At 62.4% G+C, this 22,850-nt stretch carries 16 protein-coding genes; 5 read left to right on the forward strand and 11 right to left on the reverse strand.

Annotated elements, in window-relative coordinates; genetic code table 11:
• Positions 1-94 precede the first annotated feature (94 nt).
• Entirely contained in the window at positions 95-781 is a 687-nt protein-coding gene (locus tag GTP46_RS07085; RefSeq protein WP_161005924.1) for a hydrolase, read from the forward strand.
• A gap of 95 nt (positions 782-876) precedes the next feature.
• Here the strand turns inward: GTP46_RS07085 and GTP46_RS07090 are convergent, their stop codons facing one another.
• Positions 877-1,500, reverse strand: coding sequence for a response regulator (locus GTP46_RS07090; protein WP_161005925.1), 624 nt, complete (start codon positions 1,498-1,500; stop codon positions 877-879).
• A 76-nt stretch (positions 1,501-1,576) separates the two neighbouring features.
• The gene (locus GTP46_RS07095) at positions 1,577-2,218 is read right to left on the reverse strand and encodes a phosphohydrolase (RefSeq protein ID WP_229258836.1); all 642 of its coding nucleotides are present in this window, start codon (positions 2,216-2,218) and stop codon (positions 1,577-1,579) included.
• Positions 2,219-2,314: 96 nt separating this feature from the next.
• On the opposite strand from GTP46_RS07095, the gene GTP46_RS07100 reads away from it, so the two are divergent.
• Positions 2,315-5,410, forward strand: a complete 3,096-nt coding sequence (locus GTP46_RS07100) for an NAD(P)-binding protein (RefSeq protein ID WP_161005926.1) — start codon at positions 2,315-2,317, stop codon at positions 5,408-5,410.
• Here the strand turns inward: GTP46_RS07100 and GTP46_RS07105 are convergent.
• From GTP46_RS07105 to GTP46_RS07125, 5 genes are all read right to left on the reverse strand, one after another.
• The gene (locus GTP46_RS07105) at positions 5,407-5,940 is read right to left on the reverse strand and encodes a GNAT family N-acetyltransferase (RefSeq protein ID WP_161005927.1); all 534 of its coding nucleotides are present in this window, start codon (positions 5,938-5,940) and stop codon (positions 5,407-5,409) included. The genes GTP46_RS07100 and GTP46_RS07105 overlap by 4 nt on opposite strands.
• Positions 5,937-6,521, reverse strand: a complete 585-nt coding sequence (locus GTP46_RS07110; protein WP_161005928.1) for a helix-turn-helix domain-containing protein — start codon at positions 6,519-6,521, stop codon at positions 5,937-5,939. The genes GTP46_RS07105 and GTP46_RS07110 overlap by 4 nt, the downstream gene beginning before the upstream one ends.
• Positions 6,522-6,563: 42 nt before the next feature.
• Positions 6,564-6,788: a hypothetical protein gene (locus GTP46_RS07115; RefSeq protein WP_161005929.1), complete on the reverse strand. Its 225-nt coding sequence runs from the start codon at positions 6,786-6,788 to the stop codon at positions 6,564-6,566.
• A gap of 115 nt (positions 6,789-6,903) precedes the next feature.
• The gene (locus GTP46_RS07120; protein ID WP_161005930.1) at positions 6,904-8,289 is read right to left on the reverse strand and encodes an MFS transporter; all 1,386 of its coding nucleotides are present in this window, start codon (positions 8,287-8,289) and stop codon (positions 6,904-6,906) included.
• A gap of 68 nt (positions 8,290-8,357) precedes the next feature.
• Positions 8,358-11,162, reverse strand: coding sequence for a hybrid sensor histidine kinase/response regulator (locus GTP46_RS07125; protein WP_161005931.1), 2,805 nt, complete (start codon positions 11,160-11,162; stop codon positions 8,358-8,360).
• Positions 11,163-11,265: 103 nt separating this feature from the next.
• Between GTP46_RS07125 and GTP46_RS07130 the strand changes: the two genes are divergently transcribed.
• Positions 11,266-11,895 carry a LysE family translocator gene (locus GTP46_RS07130; RefSeq protein WP_161005932.1) on the forward strand — a complete coding sequence of 210 codons (630 nt, stop codon included), beginning with the start codon at positions 11,266-11,268 and terminating at the stop codon, positions 11,893-11,895.
• A 130-nt stretch (positions 11,896-12,025) separates the two neighbouring features.
• Here the strand turns inward: GTP46_RS07130 and GTP46_RS07135 are convergent, their stop codons facing one another.
• Positions 12,026-12,700, reverse strand: coding sequence for a YceI family protein (locus GTP46_RS07135; protein ID WP_161005933.1), 675 nt, complete (start codon positions 12,698-12,700; stop codon positions 12,026-12,028).
• Between the two features lie 237 nt (positions 12,701-12,937).
• On the reverse strand, positions 12,938-15,592 hold the full coding sequence (locus GTP46_RS07140) for a M1 family metallopeptidase (protein ID WP_161005934.1): 2,655 nt from the start codon (positions 15,590-15,592) through the stop codon (positions 12,938-12,940).
• 121 nt (positions 15,593-15,713) lie between these two features.
• On the opposite strand from GTP46_RS07140, the gene GTP46_RS07145 reads away from it, so the two are divergent.
• On the forward strand, positions 15,714-16,382 hold the full coding sequence (locus GTP46_RS07145) for a glutathione S-transferase family protein (protein WP_161005935.1): 669 nt from the start codon (positions 15,714-15,716) through the stop codon (positions 16,380-16,382).
• Positions 16,379-16,999 (forward strand): glutathione S-transferase family protein, encoded by a 621-nt coding sequence (locus GTP46_RS07150; RefSeq protein ID WP_161005936.1) that lies wholly within the window; start codon positions 16,379-16,381, stop codon positions 16,997-16,999. The genes GTP46_RS07145 and GTP46_RS07150 overlap by 4 nt, the downstream gene beginning before the upstream one ends.
• On the opposite strand, the gene GTP46_RS07155 is transcribed toward GTP46_RS07150, so the two are convergent.
• Together GTP46_RS07155 and GTP46_RS07160 are read right to left on the reverse strand one after the other, a co-directional pair.
• Positions 16,996-17,988, reverse strand: coding sequence for a CheR family methyltransferase (locus GTP46_RS07155; protein WP_161005937.1), 993 nt, complete (start codon positions 17,986-17,988; stop codon positions 16,996-16,998). The two genes, GTP46_RS07150 and GTP46_RS07155, sit on opposite strands and share 4 nt — an antisense overlap.
• Complete coding sequence (locus GTP46_RS07160; RefSeq protein ID WP_161005938.1) at positions 17,976-22,850, reverse strand: HAMP domain-containing protein; 4,875 nt, start codon at positions 22,848-22,850, stop codon at positions 17,976-17,978. Before GTP46_RS07160 ends, GTP46_RS07155 begins: the two co-directional genes overlap by 13 nt.

Consider the following 22,850-nt stretch of genomic DNA (forward strand, 5'->3'; position numbering starts at 1 on the left):
CAGGGTGAGTGCAAAGCCTGCATTAAGGTAGATAGTGTTTCAGTCGCGCGCCCCCTAAGATAAAGGTTCTCTAGACCCCACATGGAACCCCATCATGAGCAATCCTAAATTAGAAGTCCTGACCCCGCACAACAGCCAACTTATCTTCATCGATCACCAGCCGCAAATGGCTTTCGGCGTGCAATCGATCGACCGCCAGGTACTGAAAAATAACACCGTGGCGCTGGCCAAGGCCGCCAAGGCGTTCAACATCCCGACCACCATCACCACCGTCGAGACCGAAGCCTTCTCGGGCCACACCTATCCGGAACTGCTGGACGTGTTCCCGGAAAAGGATATCCTCGAACGTTCGTCAATGAACTCCTGGGACGACCAGAAAGTGCGTGATGCACTGAAAGCCAACGGCAAGAAAAAGGTCATCGTGGCGGGCCTGTGGACGGAAGTCTGCAACACCACCTTCGCTTTGTGTGCCATGTTGGAAGGCGACTACGAAATCTACATGGTGGCCGACGCTTCGGGCGGCACCTCGAAAGAAGCCCACGACTACGCCATGCAGCGCATGATCCAGGCCGGCGTGGTGCCGGTGACCTGGCAGCAAGTGCTGCTGGAATGGCAGCGCGACTGGGCCCACCGCGAAACCTATGACGCCGTCATGGCCATCGTGCGTGAACACTCGGGCGCCTACGGCATGGGCGTGGACTACGCCTACACCATGGTGCACAAAGCGCCGGAACGCACCCAAGGCAGCCATAAAGTGCTGGCTGCCGTGCCGGCCAAGTAAGCAGCTGCGGTTAAGCACGTAACGCCGCCTGCATCATCCTTGTGTAAATGGGGCCGCCGGCGCACTGGCTGCGCCCCTTGCTTAAGAAGCAGTCCTTAGTTCAGGTGCACCAGACCGCGCCGGGCGGCCACCATTGCAGCCTCGGTGCGGGTGCAGACGTTGAGCTTGGACATAATGCTCTTGACGTGAAATTTGACCGTGCCGATGCCGATGCCGGCTTCACGCGCAATCACCTTGTTGCTCATGCCGCTGGCCAGGTGCACCAGGATGTCGCGTTCGCGCGGCGTCAGCTGGTTGCCGTGGATGCGGCTGGCCAGCTTCAGGGCCAGCTCCGGCATCATGAATTTACGGCCTTGCAGAACGGCGTGGATGCAGGTCATCAGATCGTCGAGCGGGGCGTTCTTCAGCATATAGGCTTGGGCCCCGGCGCGCATGCTGCGGTCGGCATGTTCTTCGCCGTCATGGCCGCTGAGGATGATCACCTTGGCGTCCGGATGATGAGCGCGAATGCGACCCAGCGCCTCGACGCCGTCGCAATCGGGCAGGTCCAGATCCATCAGCAACAGGTCCGGCTGCAAGCGCTCGCACATCTCCACCGCCTGCGTACCGTTGCTGGCTTGTCCAAGCAGCGTGAACTTCCCATCGGACGTAATCAACGCAGCCATGCCGGCGCGGATCAGCGGATGGACATCGGCAATGATGATGGAAGCGGTATGCATGGTCGGGCTCCAGAGGAAGTTGATGTGACCATTTTCACCAACCTTGCCCGCTGCGTATAGTTATACGAAGGTATAGTCAGCCACACACCAATTTCAGGCGCTCAAGCTCCGCGAGGAAGCGTTCGGCGGCGAGGGCGGGAGGCCAGGGTTCCCAGGCGGTGCCGCCGTAGATGGATTGCAGCGGATCTTCGCTGAGTGGCGGTACTTTTATTTTCAGCGTTTGCTGGACTTCTTGTGCGGACCAGCCGGTAACGTGTACCGCTTCGCTGGCAGCGGCGAGGCGGTCGGCCAGCTTGTGGGCGGCATGCTCTTTCTGCGTCCAGCGCGGCAGGCCGTAGCGCAGGAAGACGGCGGCTTCCAGTTTCACTGTCAGCGTTTTGAAGGCTTCGCCCAGGAAGGGCTTGAGCGGAGAGATGCAGTCGAATCCCAGCAAGCCTTCTTCCGCGTCGTGCAGCAGTTCGCGCAGCGCGAAGATGGGTGATAGCGACAGCCCGGCCGCTGCACCTGCGGCGGCGCGCACATGCATCACCGTCAGCGAATGCTGCGCTACCGACAGCGGCAACGGCCACGCCGAATGTCCGCCCCAGCGATAGGTGCGCGCGAGACCCAATGCGAGGTCGCTATCGTCCCAGTCAAACGGTGTGGGATCGAGCAAATCCAGACGCCGCCCGGACGGCATGCGCACCCAGGCGCGTTGTTCTTGATGATCTCTGGCCATGGCAAATTCTATATCGAAAGCCGCAATTTGTTTTGGGCAATAGTACCTGATCTGAAATACACTGAAGGATTAGCGACTTCTCTCTTCCGCGACGACATGGCGACCAGACCTTCCTATATTTACCAGGGCGGCTCGGTGATGATGCACTCACCGCTGCAATTGAAGAATTCCGAGATGTACGGCTTTTTCGTCAAAGGCGATCTGGCCAAATTACAGGCTACGCTGGACGATACGCTGAACGCCGTCGCCGGCCAGCGCATCAGATTCAAGGCGCTGTCGCCGTATGTGCTGATCACCTTCACGCGCGTGAATCACGCGGATTCTGCCGCCCCGGTGGACCATGCCAAGGGCTGGATTACGGAAATCGATATCGTCACCTGGATCATGGTGGGAGCGATGGATGACGAGGGCAAGCTGGCCCACATCTATTACTACCCAGCCCATATCTTCGTCGACGATGCGATGGCGCTGATTAATGGCCGTGAGCTGTTCGGCTATCCCAAGTACCTGTGCGAATATGAGATCGACGCCAAGCGCTGCGCCTTGTCGGCCAAGGGTTTTCATCCGTTTGCGCCAGAGACGAAAATCGCCATGCACCCACTGCTGGAGGTGAACGCCACGCAGGCCACGGACGGCGAACGTGAGGTCAGCAGCATCGCCGACATCATTGAGCAGGCGATCACGCTGTTCCTGTCGATACCGGACTTCTTCAACATGGATGTCGCGGGCTGGGAGGACATCATCTCGCTGCTGCGTCATCCGCGCATCGACCAGATCTTCCTCAAGCAGTTCCCGGACAGCGCGGGCCTGAAAGCGGTCTACCAGGCGATTCTGGCGGCGCCGGCCACCATCGAGAAAATCCACAGCGGCAAAGTGCTGGGTTCCGAATATGAGGCCGTGCTGCATGCCTTTGACAGCTTCCCGCTGAACCAGACGCTGGGCTTGAAACTGGGGCCGCAGCAAGCCATCCTGCCGTATTACCTGAACTTTGATTTCACCGCGCAACCGGGCGAAGAGCTGGTCGATAATTCGTCCGTCGCGCCGCAGAAGATTGCGATCCTGGGCGGCGGCGTCGGCGCAGTGACCACCGCTTACTATCTGAGCGACCAGCCGGGATGGCAGAACAACTACGACATCACCGTGTACCAGCAAGGCTGGCGTCTGGGCGGCAAGGGAGCGAGCGGGCGCAACGCCAAGCTGGGACAGCGGATTGAAGAACATGGCCTGCACATCTGGTTCGGCTTCTACGCGAATGCCTTCAAGATGATCAAAGCGGCCTATGCCAGCCTGGATCGTCCGGCCGGCTCGCCGCTGGCGACCTGGCGCGACGCCTTCAAGCAGCAGGATTACGTGGCCTTGTCGGAGCAGGTGGGCGATCAGTGGCATAACTGGTCCATCGAATTCCCAACGCTGCCGGGCGAACCGGGCGAGGGCGATGAAAAGATCACGCTGTGGCAGATGGCGGTGGCGATGGTGGGCTGGATCGAGAAGTGGATACACAGCCTGGATCATCTGACCCAGGAGCTGGCGCCGCATGTGTCGCACACGGGCGCGATTCCGGACTGGGTGCATGACCTGGCCGCAGGCGTGACGTCGTCGGTGCATGAGTTGTTGAATGATATATCGCTGCTGGCCAGCGCGCTGTCCGGCATGGTGTTCAATATGGCGGCAGATGCGGATGAGGGGCAGCATCTGGCGTTGGCCGCTGCGATGGCGGGTGTGCGCGGTAAGCTGCATGCGCGCTACGGCAAGCTGATTGCCAACGCCGATGGAGATATAGCGGACGATATCCGCCGCCTGTTCATCTGTCTGGACCTCGGTATCACGGTCATGAAAGGCGTGTTTGAAGATGGCGTCATCAGGCATGGCTTCGATGTCATCAACGATATCGACTTCCGTGACTGGCTGCGCAAGCATGGCGGCGACCAAGAGCTGTGTGTGAATTCGGCGCCGGTGCGTGGTTTCTACGACCTGGTGTTTGCCTACGAAGGCGGTAACTTCGACCAGCCGAATGCGGAAGCGGGCACCCTGCTGCGCGCGATGGCGCGCATCGGCCTGGCCTACAAAGGCGGCATCATGTTCAAGATGCAGGCCGGGATGGGCGATACCATCTTCACGCCGATGTATCAGGCTTTGCTGGCGCGGGGCGTCAAATTCAAATTCTTCCACAAGGTGGAGGAGCTGGTGCCGGACGGCAGCCAGATTGGCAGCATCCGCATGACGCAGCAAGTGGCGCTGGCAGGCGGCAGCTACGCTCCACTGGTGCCCGTGAAAGATCTGGAATGCTGGCCGAGCGAGCCGCTGTACGGCCAGATCGACACGGCGCAGGCGGAATTGCTGCAGTCCGGGAAAATCAATCTGGAGTCGCACTGGACTGACTGGCCGGCGGTATACCGCGAGGCGTTTGACAAGGAACTGCCGGTCGTTACGTTGAAGCGCGGTATCGACTTTGACCAGGTGGTGTTTGGCATTTCGGTTGGTTCGCTGCCGGTGCTATGTCCGCAGCTGCTGGCGCAAAGCCCGGCGCTGCTGGCTACCTCCGAAAAAGTGCAGACGGTAGCCACGCAGGCCTATCAGGTCTGGCTGGACAAGGATCTGGCGCAGATGGGCTGGACCTATCAGCCTGACGGCCAGCAGCCGGTGCTGAGCGGCTTCACCGAACCCTATGACACCTGGGCGCCGATGGACCAGTTGCTGGTGCGCGAAGACTGGCCAGCGCCGCTGGATCCGCGCAACGTGTCTTACTTCTGCAGCGCGCTGCCGGTGGAGAGCTATCCGCCGGTCAGCGATCACGGTTTCCCCGCGCGGATGGCGGAAGTGGCCAAGGCAGGCGCCGTCAATCAGCTGGGCAAGCAGATCGCCTCTCTGTGGCCGGCCGCCGGACCAGCAGGCGCGTTCCCATGGCATTGGCTGGTGGACGGCAGCGAGGCCACCGGCGTGCAGCGCTTTGACGCGCAGTACTGGCGCGCCAACGTCGATCCTTCCGAGCGTTATGTGATGTCGGTGGTGAATTCAACCAAGTACCGCTTGCGCACCGACCAGTCGGGATTTTCCAACCTGTTCCTGACCGGTGACTGGATCAAGACAGGCATCAACGCAGGTTGCGTGGAAGCGGCGGTCATGGCGGGCATGCAGACCTCGCGCGCGATCAGTGGCTATCCGGCCGTGATCGAAGGCGAGGTCGATTTCTAAAGCTGCTTGTGCATGAAGGTGGTGCCGCAGTAGGCGCCATCTGGCATCAAGGCGTAGTTCGGCACGACGCCAACTGTTTGCCAGCCGGCGCGCTGGTACAGGCGTTCGGCGTCGCCACCCGTCACGGTGTCCAGTACCAGCACGGTCTTTCCCTGTTCCCGCGCGGTGTGGTCCACGGCGGCCATCAGTTGAGCGGCCACACCGCGGCGGCGGGCGTCGCGGTGCACCAGCATCTTGGCGATGTCGGCGCGGTGCGGCTGGTTGTCGGGCAATGCGGTGATCAACTGCACGGTGCCTACGATGCGGCCTTCGCTGGTTTGCGCTACCAGCAGCACACGTTCACCGCGCTCCGCGCCTTGCAGCACACCGTGCCAAAAAGCTAGCGCTTTAGCGCGCGCCAGCGGCAGCATGAAGCTCACGGATGCACCCCCTTCCACGCAATCGATCAAGACATCGGACAGCGCTTGCGCCAGCGGCTCGGCGCGTTCGAGGGCTTCGCCGGAGCCGATGCGTCGCACGATGATGGTCATGTGCTTCTCCTATTGGTGGGTTGCGTGGTCAGCGCTACGAGGTAGCGCGCTTGCTTGCGAGTAGGATTGTGATAGACGATGTGGCGGTCGAGCCGCATGGCCAGCGTGTCACCGGCATCCAGCCGCCAGCGCTGGTCTCCCACGCTAATTTCCATCGCACCTTCGATCATCCACACTTGCTGGTGGATGTCGGCGTTGTGCGGCACGCTGTCGTAGGCCACGCGCTGGCCGGGCGGGAACACCACGTCTACCAGCTGTAGAGGCGACGGCGCGGGCGGCGACAGGCTGCGGCGCATGTAGCCGGATGCAGGATCGGTCCACACCGGTTGTTCGGCCACGCGTGCAAGTGGCGAGGGCTCTGCCTCCGGGGCGCCTTTGTCTTCGAACAGCGCAGCCAGCGCTACGCCCAGCGCGCTGGCCAGTTTGTCGAGCACCGTTGCAGTAGGGCTGCTCTCTCCGCGCTCGATCAGCGAAATATTAGAGCGGCTGACGCCACTGCGCACGGCCAGTGCATCCAGCGATAGACCGTGCGCATCGCGCAGCTCCCGCACGCGGCGGGCAATGAGAAGATTGATGTCCATGGATTTCCATTTTACAGGAAATCCATGTCCAGTAAACTGGAATCAACGCTTGCCGTCCGCCTTGTCGCCACGCGCGCCAGCGGTGCGGTCACGGTGGGTCACCGTTTTGGCTGTGGCGGATGCGCTCTGCTGATTGGTTGGGGTGTCGTTGGCGCGGTTGCCGCTCGCGTGGTTGCCGCTTTCGGACATGCCTTCCTGCTTCGGATCGTAGCCCTCGGATGGCATATTGGCGCCGGGTTTGAAGCCTTTTTCGCTAGGTTTGCTCATGATGCTTCTCCTTGTAGAAAACTGCATCCTAAGCCGCCTTGGCCTTGCGCGATGTGTGCCAGCGCACGGAGTGCGGCGGTGCGGCGTGCCGCGCTAGGCAAGCCGGATACTGCGCTTACTCCGGCGCGGCCGAAGTAACCATCAGCCGCGCAAAACTGGCGATACTGGCCACACCGGCAAATACTGCGCCCAAGATCAGCGCATACGAGGTGCCGCGTATGGACGACAATGTGAAGCAGTAAGCCACCAGCGCCGCGCCGGTGGCCTGGCCGATCAGGCGTGCAGTGGCGACGATGCCGCTGGCGCCGCCCGCCCGGTGCGGCGGCGCGCTGCCCATGATGGCCTTCAGGTTAGGCGCCTGGAAGAAACCGAAGCCGATGCCGCACCACGCCATGCGCCACGCGATGTCGAAGGCCGACGGCTGCGCCGGCAGCATCAGCATCGCTACCAGCCCGGAAGACAGCAGTGCCAAGCCGATACCGCCCAGCGCACCGGGCGAATAACGGTCGCTCAGGCGGCCGGCGATGGGCGCCATCACCGCCACCAGCACGGCCCAAGGCGTCATCAGGAAGCCGGTTTCGATCGGCGAGCGGCCCAGCGTGGTCTCGAAATAAAACGGCAGCGAAACGAAGGCCAGTCCTTGCGCAGCAAAGGTGCAGACGGCCGTCAGCGCGGAGAGCGTGAAAAGCGGCCGCTTGAACAAGTCCACCGGCAGCATGGGTGCGGCGTGGCCGGCTTGGCGGCGCAGCAGCAGGACGAAGAACAGCAGCGTGGCGGCCAGCTCCGGCAGCAGCTTGTGCCAGCCTTCCTGATGCGCGGCATCGCCGAAGGTCAGGATCAGCAGGCCAAAGGCGAAGACGTTGAGTATCGCGGTCGGCGCATCGATGGTGTGGCCGGCGCGCGCCGAATGCGGCAGCGCGCGGCGCGCCAGCAGCACCGCCGCCACGCCCAGCGGCACGTTGATGGCAAATAGCCATGGCCACGGCGCGACGGACAAGATCAGCGAGGCGGCCGTGGGGCCGATCGCAAACGCCACCGCTACCACCAGCGAATTGAGGCCGAACCCATGGCCGTGCAAGCGCGCCGGGAAAATGGTGCGCACCATCGCCGTATTCACGCCCATCATGGCCGCGCCGCCGATGCCCTGGAACAGCCGCGCTACCACCAGCGAGGGCAGCGACCACGCCAGCGCGCAGGCCAGCGACGCCGCCGTGAACACGCCCAGCCCGAAGATGCATACGCGCCGGTAGCCGATGACTTCACCCAGCGCGGCAAACGGCAGCAAGGTGGCGACCATGGCCAATTGATAAACGTTGACGATCCAGACCGAGGCAGCGGGCGATGTATGCAGCTGGTCGGCGATGGCCGGCAGGGCAGTGTTGGCGATGGCGGTATCGAGCGACGCCATGCCGACGCCGATGGAGACCGACAGCATGGCCAGCTGGCGCGCGCCTTGCGGCAGGCCGTCGCGCGCAGCCAGCGCGCTATCAGGAGTATTCATTTGATATCCGGTGCGAGGTAAAACTGTGAAGCGTGTCCACTATTGTCGCGGAAAATCGGAAACTCTGCTTAAGCCACGTTGACGTTGCGCAGGTCGGCGCAAGCTTTGTCCAGCGCCGCTTCGACGTCGGGCAGCATGTCGATCACTTCCACCAGGTCGCCGGCGCTGGCGGCGGCTTCCATCGCGTGGCACAGCGAGTGCAAGTGGGTCGAATTGAGATAGCCGGCGCTGCCTTTCAGCGCGTGGATGGCCGCCGCCGCCGCACCGCTATTGCCGGCGATGACGGCGGCACGCGCCGTCTCCAGCCGGCGTGGCGCTTCGTCGAGGAAGGCCTGGGTGATGCGCTGCATATGTTTGTGCGACAGTCCGGCCAGCGGCATGATACGCACCGTGTCCGGACGGACGTCGGCGCACACCGCCGGAATGACGCCAAACTGCTGGTCCAGCATCTCCGTGCGCTCGGCCTCCAGCCGCGCCGCATCGGTGGGGCGCAGCGGACGGCCGCGGCTCAGGTGTTGCGCGATCACTTTTTCCACTTGGTCGTACAGCAGGCGCTCGTCCACTGGCTTGCTGAGGAAGCCGTCCATGCCCACTGCCAGATAGCGCGCGCGGTCATGGTCGCTGGCGTTGGCGGTCAGCGCGATAATCGGGATGCCGGGATCGAGCACGCGATAGTCTTCGCTGCCGCCGGAGCGGATCAGGCGCGCGGCCTGTTCGCCATCCATCATCGGCATGCGGCCGTCCATCAGCACCATGTCGTAGGCGGCGGTGCTCAGCGCATGCAGCGCTTGCAGGCCGTTTTCGACCACGCGAATGTCGTGGCCCATGCCTTCCAACAGCGTGCTGACGATGATCTGGTTGGTACGCACGTCTTCCGCGCACAGCACGCGCAGGCGGTGGGCGTGGTGCTCTTTGCGCGGTTGCAGCGACAGGTCGACGCTCGGCTCCGAGCCCATTGCCAGCGGCAGCGTGAAGCTGAACGTGGAGCCGGCGCCAACGCGGCTCTCGGCGGCTATCGAGCCGCCCATCAGTTCTACCAGCTCCTTGCAGATGGCCAAGCCAAGACCGGTGCCGCCGTAGCGGCGCGTGGTGGAGTGGTCGGCCTGTTCAAATTTCCGGAACAGGCGTGGCAATGTGTCGGCCGGGATGCCGGGGCCGGTGTCGCTGACGTCGATGCTGATGCTGGTGTGGCCGTCGGCCGTCTGCAGTGCCGATGCGTCCAGCCGTACTTCGCCGCGGTCAGTGAACTTGATGGCGTTGCCGAGCAGGTTAAGCAGGATCTGGCGCAGGCGGGTCGGGTCGCCGCGCACGTAGCGCGGCAGGTCCAGTGCCAGCTCGTAGCGCAGCAGCAGGCTTTTGGCGTCGGCCTGCTGCTGCAGAATGCCGACGGCGTCGTCGATCAGCGCAATCAGGTCGAAGTCGACGTTTTCAATCGACAGGCGGCCGGCATCGATCTTGGAAAAATCGAGGATGTCGTTGAGGATGGCCAGCAGCGATTCGCTATTCTGCAAGCCGATGCGCAAATACTCCTCGGTCCTGCCGCGCACTGACTGGTCGCGCATGGCGAACTTGATCATGCCGATCACGCCGGCCAGCGGCGTGCGGATGTCGTGACTCATGGCGGACAGGAAGTCGATGCGGTGGCGGCTGACGATTTCCGCGTGCTCCTTGGCTTCCGTCAGTTCGGCGGTGCGCTCTTTCACGCGCTGTTCCAGCGTGTTGCGCAGCAGGCGAATCTGGTCGGCCAGCGCGAACGCCAGCAGCACGCCGTCTAGCGTACCGCCCAATAAAGTGAACAGCTGCGCGTTGGTCACCAGCGCCGGAATCAGGCCGACGTTGGCCGGCAGGATCACGAGGCCGGGCACCATCAACGCCACGAAGCCCAGTACGAAAAAGCGCGCCGGGTAGTAGCCGCGCCGCCAGACGATGATGCCGCTGGCCAGTGCCATGGTCATCCAGATGGTGATGACGATGGTGGCGATGGTGTGGGCGTAACTGAGCGCCAGGAAGCAGCTGGGCAGCGTCACCAGCGGCAGCACGATGTTGATACGGCTCAGTGCATACAGGCGCGGCGCGGTTTCCTTCAGGCGCAGGAAGGTGGTGTAGAACAGCGTGCTGAGAACCGGCAGCAGGAAGAACGGCACGTAATGCCAGTGCAGGTCATGCCAGCTGAATAAATCGGCCGACAGGTGGAAGGTCATGCCCCATGCGATGGCGTAGCACAGCACATACAGCGAGTAGTACAGCGAGGAGCGGTCGCGCGTGATGGAGTAGATGAAGAAGTTGAACACGGTGAGCGCCAGCAGCGCGCCGATCGAGCCGATGATCAGCACGTTCTCACTCGCCACCAGCTGCTGGTAGGCAGGGCGCGGCAGCACCGAGAACACCGGCGTGCGCGCGTAGTAGGGACTGGAGAAGCGGATCAACACGTGATAGCGCTGGCCCGCTTCCAGGTCGATGTCTTTACCGTAATGCAGCAGGTAGGAGTGCGGCTGGCGGTAGCCGGTCAGCATCTGGTGGAGGCTGCCGTCCTCGCCGTAGACCTGGATGTCGACCATGTCGATCAGCGTATCGTTCGGATCAATCACCCAGTGCGGCTGCAGGCCGTCGTTGCGCAGTTCTGCGTACAGCCAGTAGCTGCCACCCAGCAGGTTGACTTTGGAGGCGGGCGTGAGCCGCGCCAGCATGGCGGGCAAGCCGCTAGCGTTGACGGGATAGGGCTCGCCGCCATCGACAAACAGGCGGCCGCTCTGGGCGAGGTCGATGCTGCTACCGACGAGGGACAGTGTTTGCGCCTGCGCAGGGGGCGCATACACCATACACAGCGCGCACAGCGCCAGCATGAAGCTGTAAATCTTACTGGCTATGCTCATTCGTGTTCCGTGCGCCGGCAGTCCGTGGAAGGTGGTATCACCCATTTTAAACGAGAACTTAACTATTTGGTATGATGGCCGCTTTGCCCCCTAGGGAACCATCTTGTTAATTACACCAGAACAGCTCATAGGATTTCTCAGCGCCGCGCTGTTGATTACGGTCTCGCCGGGCCCGGACAACCTGATGGTGCTGAGCGTCGGCATGTCGCGCGGACGGCGCCAGGGCATGATGTTCGGCCTCGGTTGCGCGCTGGGCTGCCTCAGTCACACGGTGCTGGCCACGCTGGGCGTAGGCGCCTTGATCAAGGCCTCGCCGCTGGCGTTCACCGCGCTGAAAGTGGTGGGCGGCCTTTACCTGATCTGGCTCGGTTTTGGCGCCTTGCGCAGCCGTGGCGGCGCGCGTGTGGAAGGTGCGGGCTTGCCGGATGAAAGCCTGCGCAAGCTGTTCACCAAAGGACTGTTCGCGAATGCGATCAATCCGAAAGTGGTGCTGTTCTTCCTGTCCTTCCTGCCGCAGTTTGTGGTGGCGGAGCGCGGCGACGCCAGCTGGCAAACGGCGCAACTCGGCCTGCTGTTCACGGCGCAGGCGATCGTGCTGTTTGGCCTACTGGGCTATTTCTCGGGCGCGGTGGGCGCCTGGATCAACCGCACGCCAAGCGCCGGCAAGTGGATGGACCGCGTGGCCGGTGCGATTTTCGTCGGCCTTGGATTGCGCCTGATCGTGGCGCGCTAAAAAAAGTTTGTTCGGGAGGGCGCGATGTCATCATGGCGTCATGCACCACTGAGATACTGTCCTTGCTCTTTCAAGTCTCTCCCGATTTGAAACTTTAGGCCCGCGCCTTATCAAGGCGGCGGGCTTTTTTTTATCTGGCGTTTAGTTCGAAACGCAGCTCCATCTGGTCTTGCACGGACATGGCGCCCGCCATGACGGAGAAGGGCGTCAGGCCGAAATCGGTTTGCTTCAGGTTGACCGTGCCCTTCACATAGATGCCGCCATTTTCCTCGCGCAGCGCTACCGGAATCGCCAGCGTGCGGGTGACGCCGTGCAGCGTGATCGACACTTGCAGCGGCTCTCCCGGCGCACCGCGTTCCGCGTGCACCTGCACCAGCGGATAGCGTTCCGCATCCAGCACCTTGGTCAGCATATTGTGGCGCGTGCCTTCGATAGCGTCGGCCGACGGCTGCTTTTCCAGGCCGGCGATGTGGCGCAGATCTGCTTCATCGATTTTCATCTCATCGAGACGGAAGGTGAAATCGGCGCGGCTTTGCGACGGCGAGACGGTGCCGCTGATGGCATGGCTGGCCACCACGTGGTCATGGCCGAGGCGTGCCAGCACGCCGCCGCGCCGCACCGTAACGGCGATCAGCGACTGCGCGCTGTCAATCTGGAGCAGCGGACCGCTGTCTTGCGGCAGCGCTGCCGGTGCTGGTGCCGGCGTAGCGGCGACTGGCACAGCGGCCGGTGGCGGCAGCTGCGAGCAGGCGGCCAGCATACACAATGCCGTCAGCGCGGGAATAATGTAATTTTTATACGTCATCTAGGTGTTTTAAGCATTCTTAATGAAGTCCTAAGCCTGCCTTTGCCGATCAATGGCAAAGTAGAACCCATAGCGCAAGGTTAAGCCCAGCGCCCGGTTGCCGGACCGTTCAAGCCCGGCACAAATTTCGTTCAAGCGGCAGTATCGCCGCTGAACCACTGAACATCCCCACGCTTTCGAGCGTTTTGCAACCAGCACCATCTAACGATGATGCTGGTTTTTTTTTGCCCCGGCGCGTTAGCCCGCGTGCTGCGCCAGCCACGCGTCGATCTGCGGCAGGCGCTTGTTGCGCACCTTGATGCGGTACTCGACGGCGGCAATTGCGGTCTTGGTATCGCCTGCGGCGTTGGCCGCCAGGTGCTGTTTGGCGTAGGCTTGCAGCTTGCCGACCATGGCCGGATCTGCCGAGCGTCCACCCAAGCTCGGGAAATAGCGGCTGCGGCTGCCGACTTCCATTTTCTGCTCGACCTGTGCCAGGTTGGCGATGGCGAAGTCGAACGCCAGGTCCGGATGGCGGCTTGCCACCCGGCTGATCATCGCCGCACCGGTGGTGGCACCCGGTTCGTCGGTCAGCGCCAGGTCCAAAGTGCGCTGCGCCAGCTTGTCGTCGCGCGCGGCGGCGAGGAAACCATACAGCTCGTCCTTGGTGGTGGCCGACGGTTCGGCCTTGGCGGCGGCGCGCAGCTGGTTCCAGGTCGCTTCATCGGCATTGGCGCCGATCACGCCCAGTACCGGACGGCGCAGCGCGGCCGGCAGCGCATCCTTGTCGGCCTGCGAAGCAGCGTACAGGCGGCGCGCTTCGGCCAGCACGGCATCGTCGCCGGCCTTGCCGAGGGCAGTAATCAAGGTTTCGCGCAGATTGGCCACGGTCGCCGCTTCATCCTTGGTAGCGGTCCAGCCGATGCGCGCCAGCACTGGCGCCAGGCGGGCGCGCGTGAAGCGGTCCAGCACCGCGCGCTGTTCGGGCTTGCTGTCGTAGTGGTCGCGCAGGCCCGCCAGCACTTGCGCGATCTCCTGCCATACTTCCGGCGCAACGTTGACCGGCGTACGGTTGGCCAGCTCCAGGAAGCCGGAGGCCGGCGCCTTGCCCGCCAGTCCCAGCGACCACGTATCGCCCAGCAGGCCCAGTTGGTCGATGGCCGGCAGCTGGGCAAAGTTTTCGGCCAGCGCGGCAAACGCCTTCGGTGCGTACAGCGTGCGGTAGTAACCACTCTGGCCGGCGTTGACCAGCACCGCGCCGCAACCCGGCAGCGTGAGACTGGCCTTGCCGCCGCTGATGATGGTGCGCACGGTGGCGTTGCCCACGGTCTGCGCGATCACCGGCACGCGCCAGCTCAATGGCTTCTTGTTTTCCTGGTCCTTGCTGAATTCTCCCTGCGTCAGCTGGATGGTGGTCTTGCCGTTTTTGCAGACCGCTTCCGATACTCTCACCAGCGGCACGCCCGGCTGCAGCGTGAAGTCATGCGCAATGGCCACCACCGGTTTGTGCGCAGCCTGTTCCACGGCACTCCACAAGTCGCTGGACACGGTATTGCCGTAGGCATGCTTGGCCATGTAGGCGCGCACACCGGCGCGCCACGCATCGGCGCCGACGTAGTTTTCCAGCATATTGATCACCGCCGAACCCTTGTCATAGGTGATGGAGTCGAAGGCCTGGCTGATCTCTTCGGCGCTGCGGATGTGCTGCACCACCGGGTGCGTGGTGGCCAGTGCGTCGCGCTCCATCGCCGAATCGCGCGAGCCCACGCCGCGCAGCTTCCAGTTCCATTCCGGATGCAGCAGGTTGGTGGTGCGCGATTCCATCCACGAGGCGAAGCCTTCGTTCAGCCACAGGTCGTCCCACCACGACATGGTGACCAAATCGCCGAACCACTGGTGGGCGATTTCATGCGCGGCCACCAGGAAGGAGGTTTCCTTGTCGGTCTGCGTGGCGGTGCGCGGATCGAGCAGCATGGCATATTCAAAGGTGAAGATGGCGCCCCAGTTTTCCATCGCGCCGAAGGACTGGCTGCGGCCAGGTGCGGCGACGTTGTCCAGTTTCGGCAGCGGGAACTTCACGCCGAAGTAGTCGTTGTACTCTTTCAGTACCGCGCGCGAGCTGTCGAGCGCAAACTGGGCCTGCGCCACATGGCCTTTTTGCGTAACCACGCCCAGTTCCACGCCGCCCTCCATGGCGCTGGCGCGTTCGAATTCACCGAGGCCGAAGAACAGCAGGTAGGTTGACATCTTCGGCGTGGTGGCAAAGCGCACCAGTTCACGGCCGTCGGCCAGCTTGGTGGTGGAGGCGACCGGCATGTTCGACACCGCCATCTGGCCGGCCGGAATGGTGGCTTCCAGCGCGAAGGTGGCTTTGTAGGATGGCTCATCCCACGACGGGATCACGCTGCGCGCATCGGTGGACTCGAATTGGGTGTAGAGCGCGCGCTTTTTGGCGCCGCCGTTTTCATAATCAAGTGAGAACAGGCCGGCCGGCTGGTCGCCGATCTTACCGGTGTAATCGAGCTTGAGCTGGTAGCTGCCCGGCTTGAGCGCCTCGGCAAAGTGGAAGGTGGCGGTTTGATTTTTTTCATCGACCTCGATATTGCCGGCCGCTTGCACCGGTTTGCCCGGGCCGGCGCTGATGGTGGCCGCACTGAATTTCAGGTCGACGGCGTTGAGCGTCAGGCTGCTGCTGGCTTGCTTGACGTTGAGCGCTATCGTGACGCTGGCGCTGAAGCTGCTGTTGGCTGCATCAGGCGTGAGGGAGATAGCGTAGTGGGTCGGTGCGGCGTTGCGCGGCAATTGGGTGGTGACCTGTGCGGCCTTGCCGGCAGCGGTAGCTGCGTTGGCGGCGAATGGCGCGGACAATCCGAGCGCCGCGATCACGGCGAGCGAAATCAAAGTGCGTTGCATGCTGATCCTTTTATTGTGTGGCCTTGTAGGCAAGCGGACAATCTAAAGTGAACTGCATGCGCTGTCAAATCCCTAATGGGATTATCATCTGGCTTCAACAATCCATCTAAAAGGCAGAGACATGATCGACCTGTACACGGCCGCCACGCCCAACGGCCACAAGATTTCCATCGCGCTGGAAGAGCTGGAGCTGGCGTATACCCTGCATACGCTGGACCTGTCGGCCGGCACGCAGAAGGAAGCGTGGTTCCTGGCGATTAATCCGAATGGCCGCATCCCGGCCATTGTTGACCGCTCTGAGGATAACTTCGCCGTGTTTGAATCCGGCGCGATCCTGGCCTACCTCGCCGAAAAAACCGGCGAATTGATGCCGGCCGATTTCAAGGGCCGCTCGCAAGTGATGCAGTGGCTGATGTTCCAGATGGGCGGCGTCGGCCCGATGATGGGACAGGCCAATGTGTTCCATCGCTATTTTCCGGAGAAGATCCAGCCGGCCATCGACCGTTATCAGGGCGAGAGCAAGCGCCTGTTCCGCGTGCTGGATGCCCACCTGGCGCATAATGAATTTCTGGCTGGCGAGTATTCGATTGCCGATATCGCCAACTGGGCCTGGGTCCGTACCCATAACTGGTCGGGCGTGAGCGTGGACGATTTGCCGCATTTGCAGCGCTGGATCGATGCGATTGCGGCGCGGCCTGCGGTGCAGCGCGGTATTCTGCTGCCGCCGCGCGCAGAACGCACCGATCCAACGACTGTTCGCACCATGCTGGAGACAGGACAATCACGATGAAATTTTATACTTCCCCACGCACGCCAAATCCACGTCGCGTCGCTATGTTCATGGCCGAAAAGGGCTTGAGCGGCATTGAGCAAGTGCAGATCGATCTGGGCGCGGGCGAGCATCGCAGCGCCGAGTATTTGGCGCGCAATCCGTTTGGCCGCATTCCGGCGCTGGAGCTGGATGATGGCCGCATCCTGTGCGAGACGCGCGCCATCTGCTCATGGCTGGAGGGTTATGCGCCGGAGCCGAATTTGATGGGCGAAGGCTACGACGAGCGTGCGTTTATCGAAATGGCGGACCGTCGCGTGGAGCTGCATCTGTTTTACGGCATCGCCAACTGCATCCGCCATACGCATCCGGGTTTGGCGGCGCTGGAGCAGCCGCAGTTCCCCGACTACGGTGCGGCGCAGGGCGAGAAAATGCGTGAGACGGCGCGCTGGCTGGACGACGTGCTAGCTACGCAGCCGTTTGTGGCGGGCCAGCGGTTTACCATCGCCGACATTACGGCGTTTTGTGCGCTGGAGTTTGCGCGCGGCTTGATGAAGTTCCGTCCGGGCCAGGAGGGCCTGGCGCACTTGCAGGCCTGGCGTGACCGTATCGCTGAACGGCCCAGCGCTTCAGTTTAGGCGATGCGCTTGTACCACGACTGGTGGGCCAGCAGCGGCTTGTAGTGGTGCGACAGCAGATCGTGTTGGTCCAGCGGGCGGTCCAGCGCCAGTGTGCCGAACGGCGCCAGGCTGTCATCGAATAGCTGCAGCACGCGCTTGCGCAGCGCCGGGCCGAAGTCGGGCAGGGCGCGGTGCCCGAGGATCATCTGGAATTCGTTGAACGAGGCGTCGGTGACGAGGTTGTACTGCGCCCAGGTGATGCGGCTGTTCAGGTGCGGTTTCAGTACGGCGCGCAGGCCGTCGTCGCTGACGTCGAAGTAGTCGATTAGTTTGCCGGTGCCGCCGCTGCGCACGTAGTTGGCTTGCAGTTCGCCGAGGCGCTCCATCGGCAGGCTGGCTTGCTGGGCTTCGGTCAGCATGGCGTCGCTGGCAACGGTGGCATAGATTTCGGTGCGTGGCGCCAGTTGTTCCTGTTCCAGCAGGATGGCCAGCGTCCATGCTTGCTGTACGCCGGCGCAATCGGCCAGCCAGACGCGCGGCAGGGCGGCGCCGTGCAGCACGCCCAGCGACAGGCGCAGCATCGAAGCTTCCAGTGCATTGTCGAACATCAGGGCTGGCGTGACGTAGAGTGCGTGCAGCAGGGTGTTGTAGGCTTCTGCGTCGTGCAGGATGCGCGATTGCAGGGCGGAGATGGTGGCCAGGCCGAGCTCCGCGCGCAGGGCCTGGACTTTGTATGCGACGACGGCGCGTTCGTAGCCGCGGAAGTCGTAGCCGTGGCACTGGAACAGCGCTTCCAATAACAGCTCCAGCTCCAGTTCCTCTACCGACGATGGCGAGTGCCGCCGCGCCGCGCCGTTGGCGGAGACGATCAGCGGCGTGCCGGGCTGCACGTCCGGCGTCGCCACAGCGCCCCGAGGCTGCACTTCGGCTGCCGGAGTTGAGCGCGGTGAGGCAGCGCTCAAGGCGGCGCGGAGGGAGGCGATGAGCGACGACATCAGTGCAACCATACGCGCATCAGCGACAGCAGCTGTGCCACATCCACCGGCTTGGTGATGTAGTCCGATGCGCCGGCCGCGATACATTTATCGCGGTCGCCCTTCATCGCCTTCGCCGTCAGCGTGATGATCGGCAGCGACTTGAATTTCGGGATGCGGCGGATCGCGCGCATGGTGTCGTAGCCGTCCATCTCCGGCATCATGATGTCCATCAGGACGATCTCGATGGTCGGATCGCGCTCCAGCACCTCGATGCCGTCGCGCCCGTTTTCGGCGAACAGCACCTGCATCTGCTGGCGCTCCAGTAGCGACGACAGTGCAAAAATATTGCGCAAGTCATCGTCGACGATCAGCACCTTGCGTCCTGCCAGCCCGCCTTCCGCCGCGTGGATCTCTTCCAGCATGCGGCGCTGCGCTTCCGGCAAACTGGCCTGCGAACGGTGCAGGAACAGCGCCGTTTCGTCCAGCAGCCGCTCCGGTGAACGCGCATCCTTGATCACGATGGTCTTGGCGTAGCGCTTCAGCTTTGCTACTTCCTTGCGGTTCAAGTCCTTGGCCGTGTTGATCACAATCGGCAGATCGCGCAGCGACTCATTCTTGCCGATGATGTCCAGCAGGTCGAAGCCGCTGATGTCGGGCAGCGTCAGGTCCAGCACCATGCAGTCGAAATGCTGCTCGCGCAGTACGTCCAGCGCCGCCTGGCCGGTTTCCACCGCCACGATATGAATGTCCACATTGCCGATCAGCGCGATGATGGAATCGCGCTGCGCCTGTTCGTCGTCCACGACCAGCAGGCTGCGTTTTCCGCCCAACAGGAATTTCTGGATGCGGCTGAATTCTTCCGTCAACGCTTCCTTGCTGACCGGTTTATTCAGGTAGGAGATGGCGCCGAGGCGCAGCGCGCGCTCACGCTCGCGAAGGCTGGACATCACATGCACCGGGATATGGCGCGTGCTTGGATCGCGTTTCAAACGGTCCAGCACCGTGAAACCGTCGATATCCGGCAGGTCGAGGTCGAGGAAGATGGCCGACGGCAGGTAGTCGCGCGCCAGGCTCAGTGCCGAATCGCCCTGCATGGTCACGATGCCCTTGAAGTTCTTCTCGCGTGCGAAGGCCAGTACAATCTGCGAGAAGCGATCATCGTCCTCGATGATTAACACCGACGGATCGCCCGGCGCCACCAGTCCGCGGTCGTCGCTGCCGCTGAATTCATCCAGTTCGGCATCCGGTTCGATGGTGGTTTCAGCATGCGCAGGCGGCGTGTACACCACCTGCGGCGTCGGCGCCGGCAGGCGCACTTGCGGCGCGCGCACCGTGTCGTAGTTGATGAAGCCCGCGCGGTTGTAAGGCAGGAACAGGGTGAAGGTCGAACCGCTGCCGACCACCGATTCGACGCGAATCTCGCCGCCCAGCAGGCGCGCCAGCTCGCGCGAGATCGACAGGCCTAGGCCGGTGCCGCCGTATTTGCGGGCGGTGGAGCCGTCGGCCTGCTGGAACGCTTCGAAAATCAGCTGCAGCTTGTCGGCCGCGATGCCGACGCCGGTGTCGCTGACTGCAAACGACAGCACCGCGTCTGCATGCAGCAGGTTGGCGTGGTCGCTGGAGAAGCCGCTGGTGACCAGACTGATATTCAAAGACACCTGGCCGTGGGTGGTGAACTTGAAGGCGTTGGACAGCAGGTTTTTCAGCACCTGCTGCAAGCGCGTGGTGTCGGTCATCATCGCCGTCGGCAGGCTGTCTTTCAGCTCGACAAAGAAGCCGAGATGCTTGGCCTCCGCCATGTGGCGGAAGGTGCGGTCCACATAGTTGCGCAGGTTCTGGAAGCGATATTCCGACACGTCCAGCGTGACCGTGCCCGATTCGATCTTCGACAGGTCCAGGATGTCGTTAATCAGCGTTAGCAAGTCGGAGCCGGAGCCGTGGATGGTCTTGGCGAATTCCACCTGCTTGCCCGACAGGTTGCCGTCCGGGTTGTCGCCTAGCTGCTGCGCCAGGATCAGCAGCGAATTCAAAGGCGTGCGCAGTTCGTGCGACATATTCGCCAGGAATTCGGATTTGTATTTGGAGGACAGCGCCAGCTGGGTGGCTTTTTCTTCCAGCGCCAGTTTGGCTTGCTCCACCTCGCGGTTTTTCCGTTCCACCTCGATGTTTTGCTCGGACAGCAGGCGCGCTTTCTCCGCCAGCTCCTGGTTGGTCTGCTGCAGTTCCTGCGCCAGCGACTGCGATTGCGTGAGCAGCGATTCGGTACGGCTGTTTGCCTCGATAGTGTTCAGCACCACGCCGATCGATTCCATCAGCTGGTCGAGGAAGGAGAGGTGGGTTTCGGTGAAACGGTCCAGCGATGCGATCTCAATCACCGCCTTCACCTGCTGCTCGAACAGAATCGGCAGCACCACGATATTGGTCGGCGGGGCCGCGCCCAAACCGGACGACACCACGATGTAATCGCGCGGTACGTCGGTCAGCCAGATGCGCACTTTCTCCAGTGCGCACTGGCCCACCAGGCCTTCGCCCGGCAGGAAGGACGTCGGCAGCTTGCGGCTGGAGCGGTAGCCATAGCTGGCGATCATGCGCAGGCGCGCGTCGCTGTCGCCGGCGTCCATCATGTAGAACACGCCGTGGTGGGCCGATACCAGCGGCGCCAGTTCGGACAGGATCAGTTTCGTCACAGCTTGCAGGTCGCGCTGGCCTTGCAGCAGGCGGGTGAAGCGCGCAAGGTTGGTCTTCAGCCAGTCCTGCTGGGCGTTTTTCTGCGTGGTTTCTTTCAGGTTGCGGATCATCTCATTGATGTTGTCCTTCAGGTAGGACACCTCGCCGCGCGCTTCCACCTGGATGGAACGCGACAAGTCGCCGCGCGTCACGGCGGTTGCCACCTCCGCAATCGCGCGCACCTGGTTGGTCAAGTTAGCCGCCAGCTGGTTGACGTTCTCGGTCAAGTCCTTCCACGTACCGGCCACGCCGGACACGTTAGCCTGGCCGCCCAGCTTACCTTCCGTACCCACCTCGCGCGCTACCCGCGTCACCTCGGAAGCGAAGGAGGACAGCTGGTCTACCATCACGTTAATGGTGTCTTTCAGTTCTAGAATCTCGCCCTTCACGTCCACCGTAATTTTCTTCGACAAGTCACCACGCGCCACCGCCGTCGTCACCGCCGCGATGTTACGCACCTGGCCCGTCAGGTTGGATGCCATGAAGTTCACGTTGTCGGTCAAATCCTTCCAGGTGCCGCCTACGCCTGGCACGTAAGCCTGGCCACCCAGCTTACCTTCCGTACCCACTTCGCGCGCCACCCGTGTTACTTCGGATGCGAAGGAGGACAACTGGTCCACCATCACGTTAATGGTGTTTTTCAGTTCGAGAATTTCGCCCTTCACGTCCACCGTGATTTTCTTCGACAGGTCGCCGTTTGCCACGGCGGTGGTCACGTCCGCGATGTTACGCACCTGGCCTGTCAGGTTGGACGCCATGAAGTTCACGTTGTCGGTCAAGTCCTTCCAGGTGCCGGCCACGCCGGACACATTCGCCTGGCCACCCAGCTTACCCTCGGTACCCACCTCGCGCGCCACGCGGGTCACTTCGGATGCGAAGGAGTTCAATTGGTCCACCATCACGTTGATGGTGTTTTTCAGTTCAAGAATCTCGCCTTTCACGTCCACCGTAATCTTCTTGGACAAGTCGCCGTTCGCCACGGCGGTGGTCACCTCGGCGATGTTACGTACCTGGCCCGTCAAGTTACCCGCCATCGAGTTCACCGAGTCGGTCAAATCCTTCCACGTACCGCCGACGCCTTTCACCTGCGCCTGTCCACCCAGCTTACCCTCCGTGCCCACCTCGCGCGCCACCCGCGTCACTTCGGATGCGAAGGAGGACAGCTGGTCGACCATCACGTTAATGGTGTTTTTCAGTTCGAGAATCTCGCCCTTCACATCCACCGTAATTTTCTTGGACAAGTCGCCGTTTGCCACGGCGGTAGTCACCGCCGCAATGTTACGTACCTGGCCTGTCAAGTTGGACGCCATGAAGTTCACGTTGTCGGTCAAGTCTTTCCACGTGCCGCCCACGCCCGGCACATAAGCCTGTCCGCCCAGCTTACCTTCTGTACCCACCTCACGTGCCACGCGCGTTACTTCCGATGCGAAGGAACGCAACTGGTCCACCATCACGTTGATGGTATCTTTCAATTGCAGGATTTCCCCGCGTACGTCTACCGTGATTTTTTTCGACAAGTCGCCGTTCGCCACGGCGGTAGTCACCTCGGCGATGTTACGCACCTGCGACGTCAGGTTACCCGCCATCGAGTTCACCGAGTCGGTCAAGTCCTTCCACGTGCCGGCCACGCCCTTCACCTGCGCCTGGCCACCGAGCTTACCTTCCGTACCTACCTCGCGCGCCACGCGTGTTACTTCGGAGGAGAAGGAGGACAGCTGCTCCACCATGGTATTCGCCGTCATGGCGGCCCGCAGGTACTGGCCTTTCAGCGGATGACCATCCACCTCCAGCGACATGGTCTGCGACAAATCGCCTTTCGCCACCGCACCGATCACGCGCGCCATTTCCGACGTTGGGCGTACCAGGTCGTCGATCAGCGTGTTGACGGAGCTGATGATGGTGGCCCAGCCGCCGGCCGTATTCGGCATCTCGGCGCGCTGCGTCAGGCGGCCTTCGCGGCCCACCACACGGCTCACTTCCGTCACCTCGCGCACCATACGCGCTTTGGTTTCGATGATGTCGTTCAGCGTGTCGGCGATCTTGCCCGCCATGCCGACCCAGTCGGACGGCATGCGCACTGAAAAATCACCTTTTTTCAGCGCCATCAGCGTGGACAGCAGCAGCTTCGCGTCGAGCTGCTCGCCCATGTCGGTCATATTATTCAT

It is taken from the genome of Duganella flavida (genome assembly GCF_009857445.1).
Taxonomy (GTDB): domain Bacteria; phylum Pseudomonadota; class Gammaproteobacteria; order Burkholderiales; family Burkholderiaceae_D; genus Rugamonas; species Rugamonas flavida.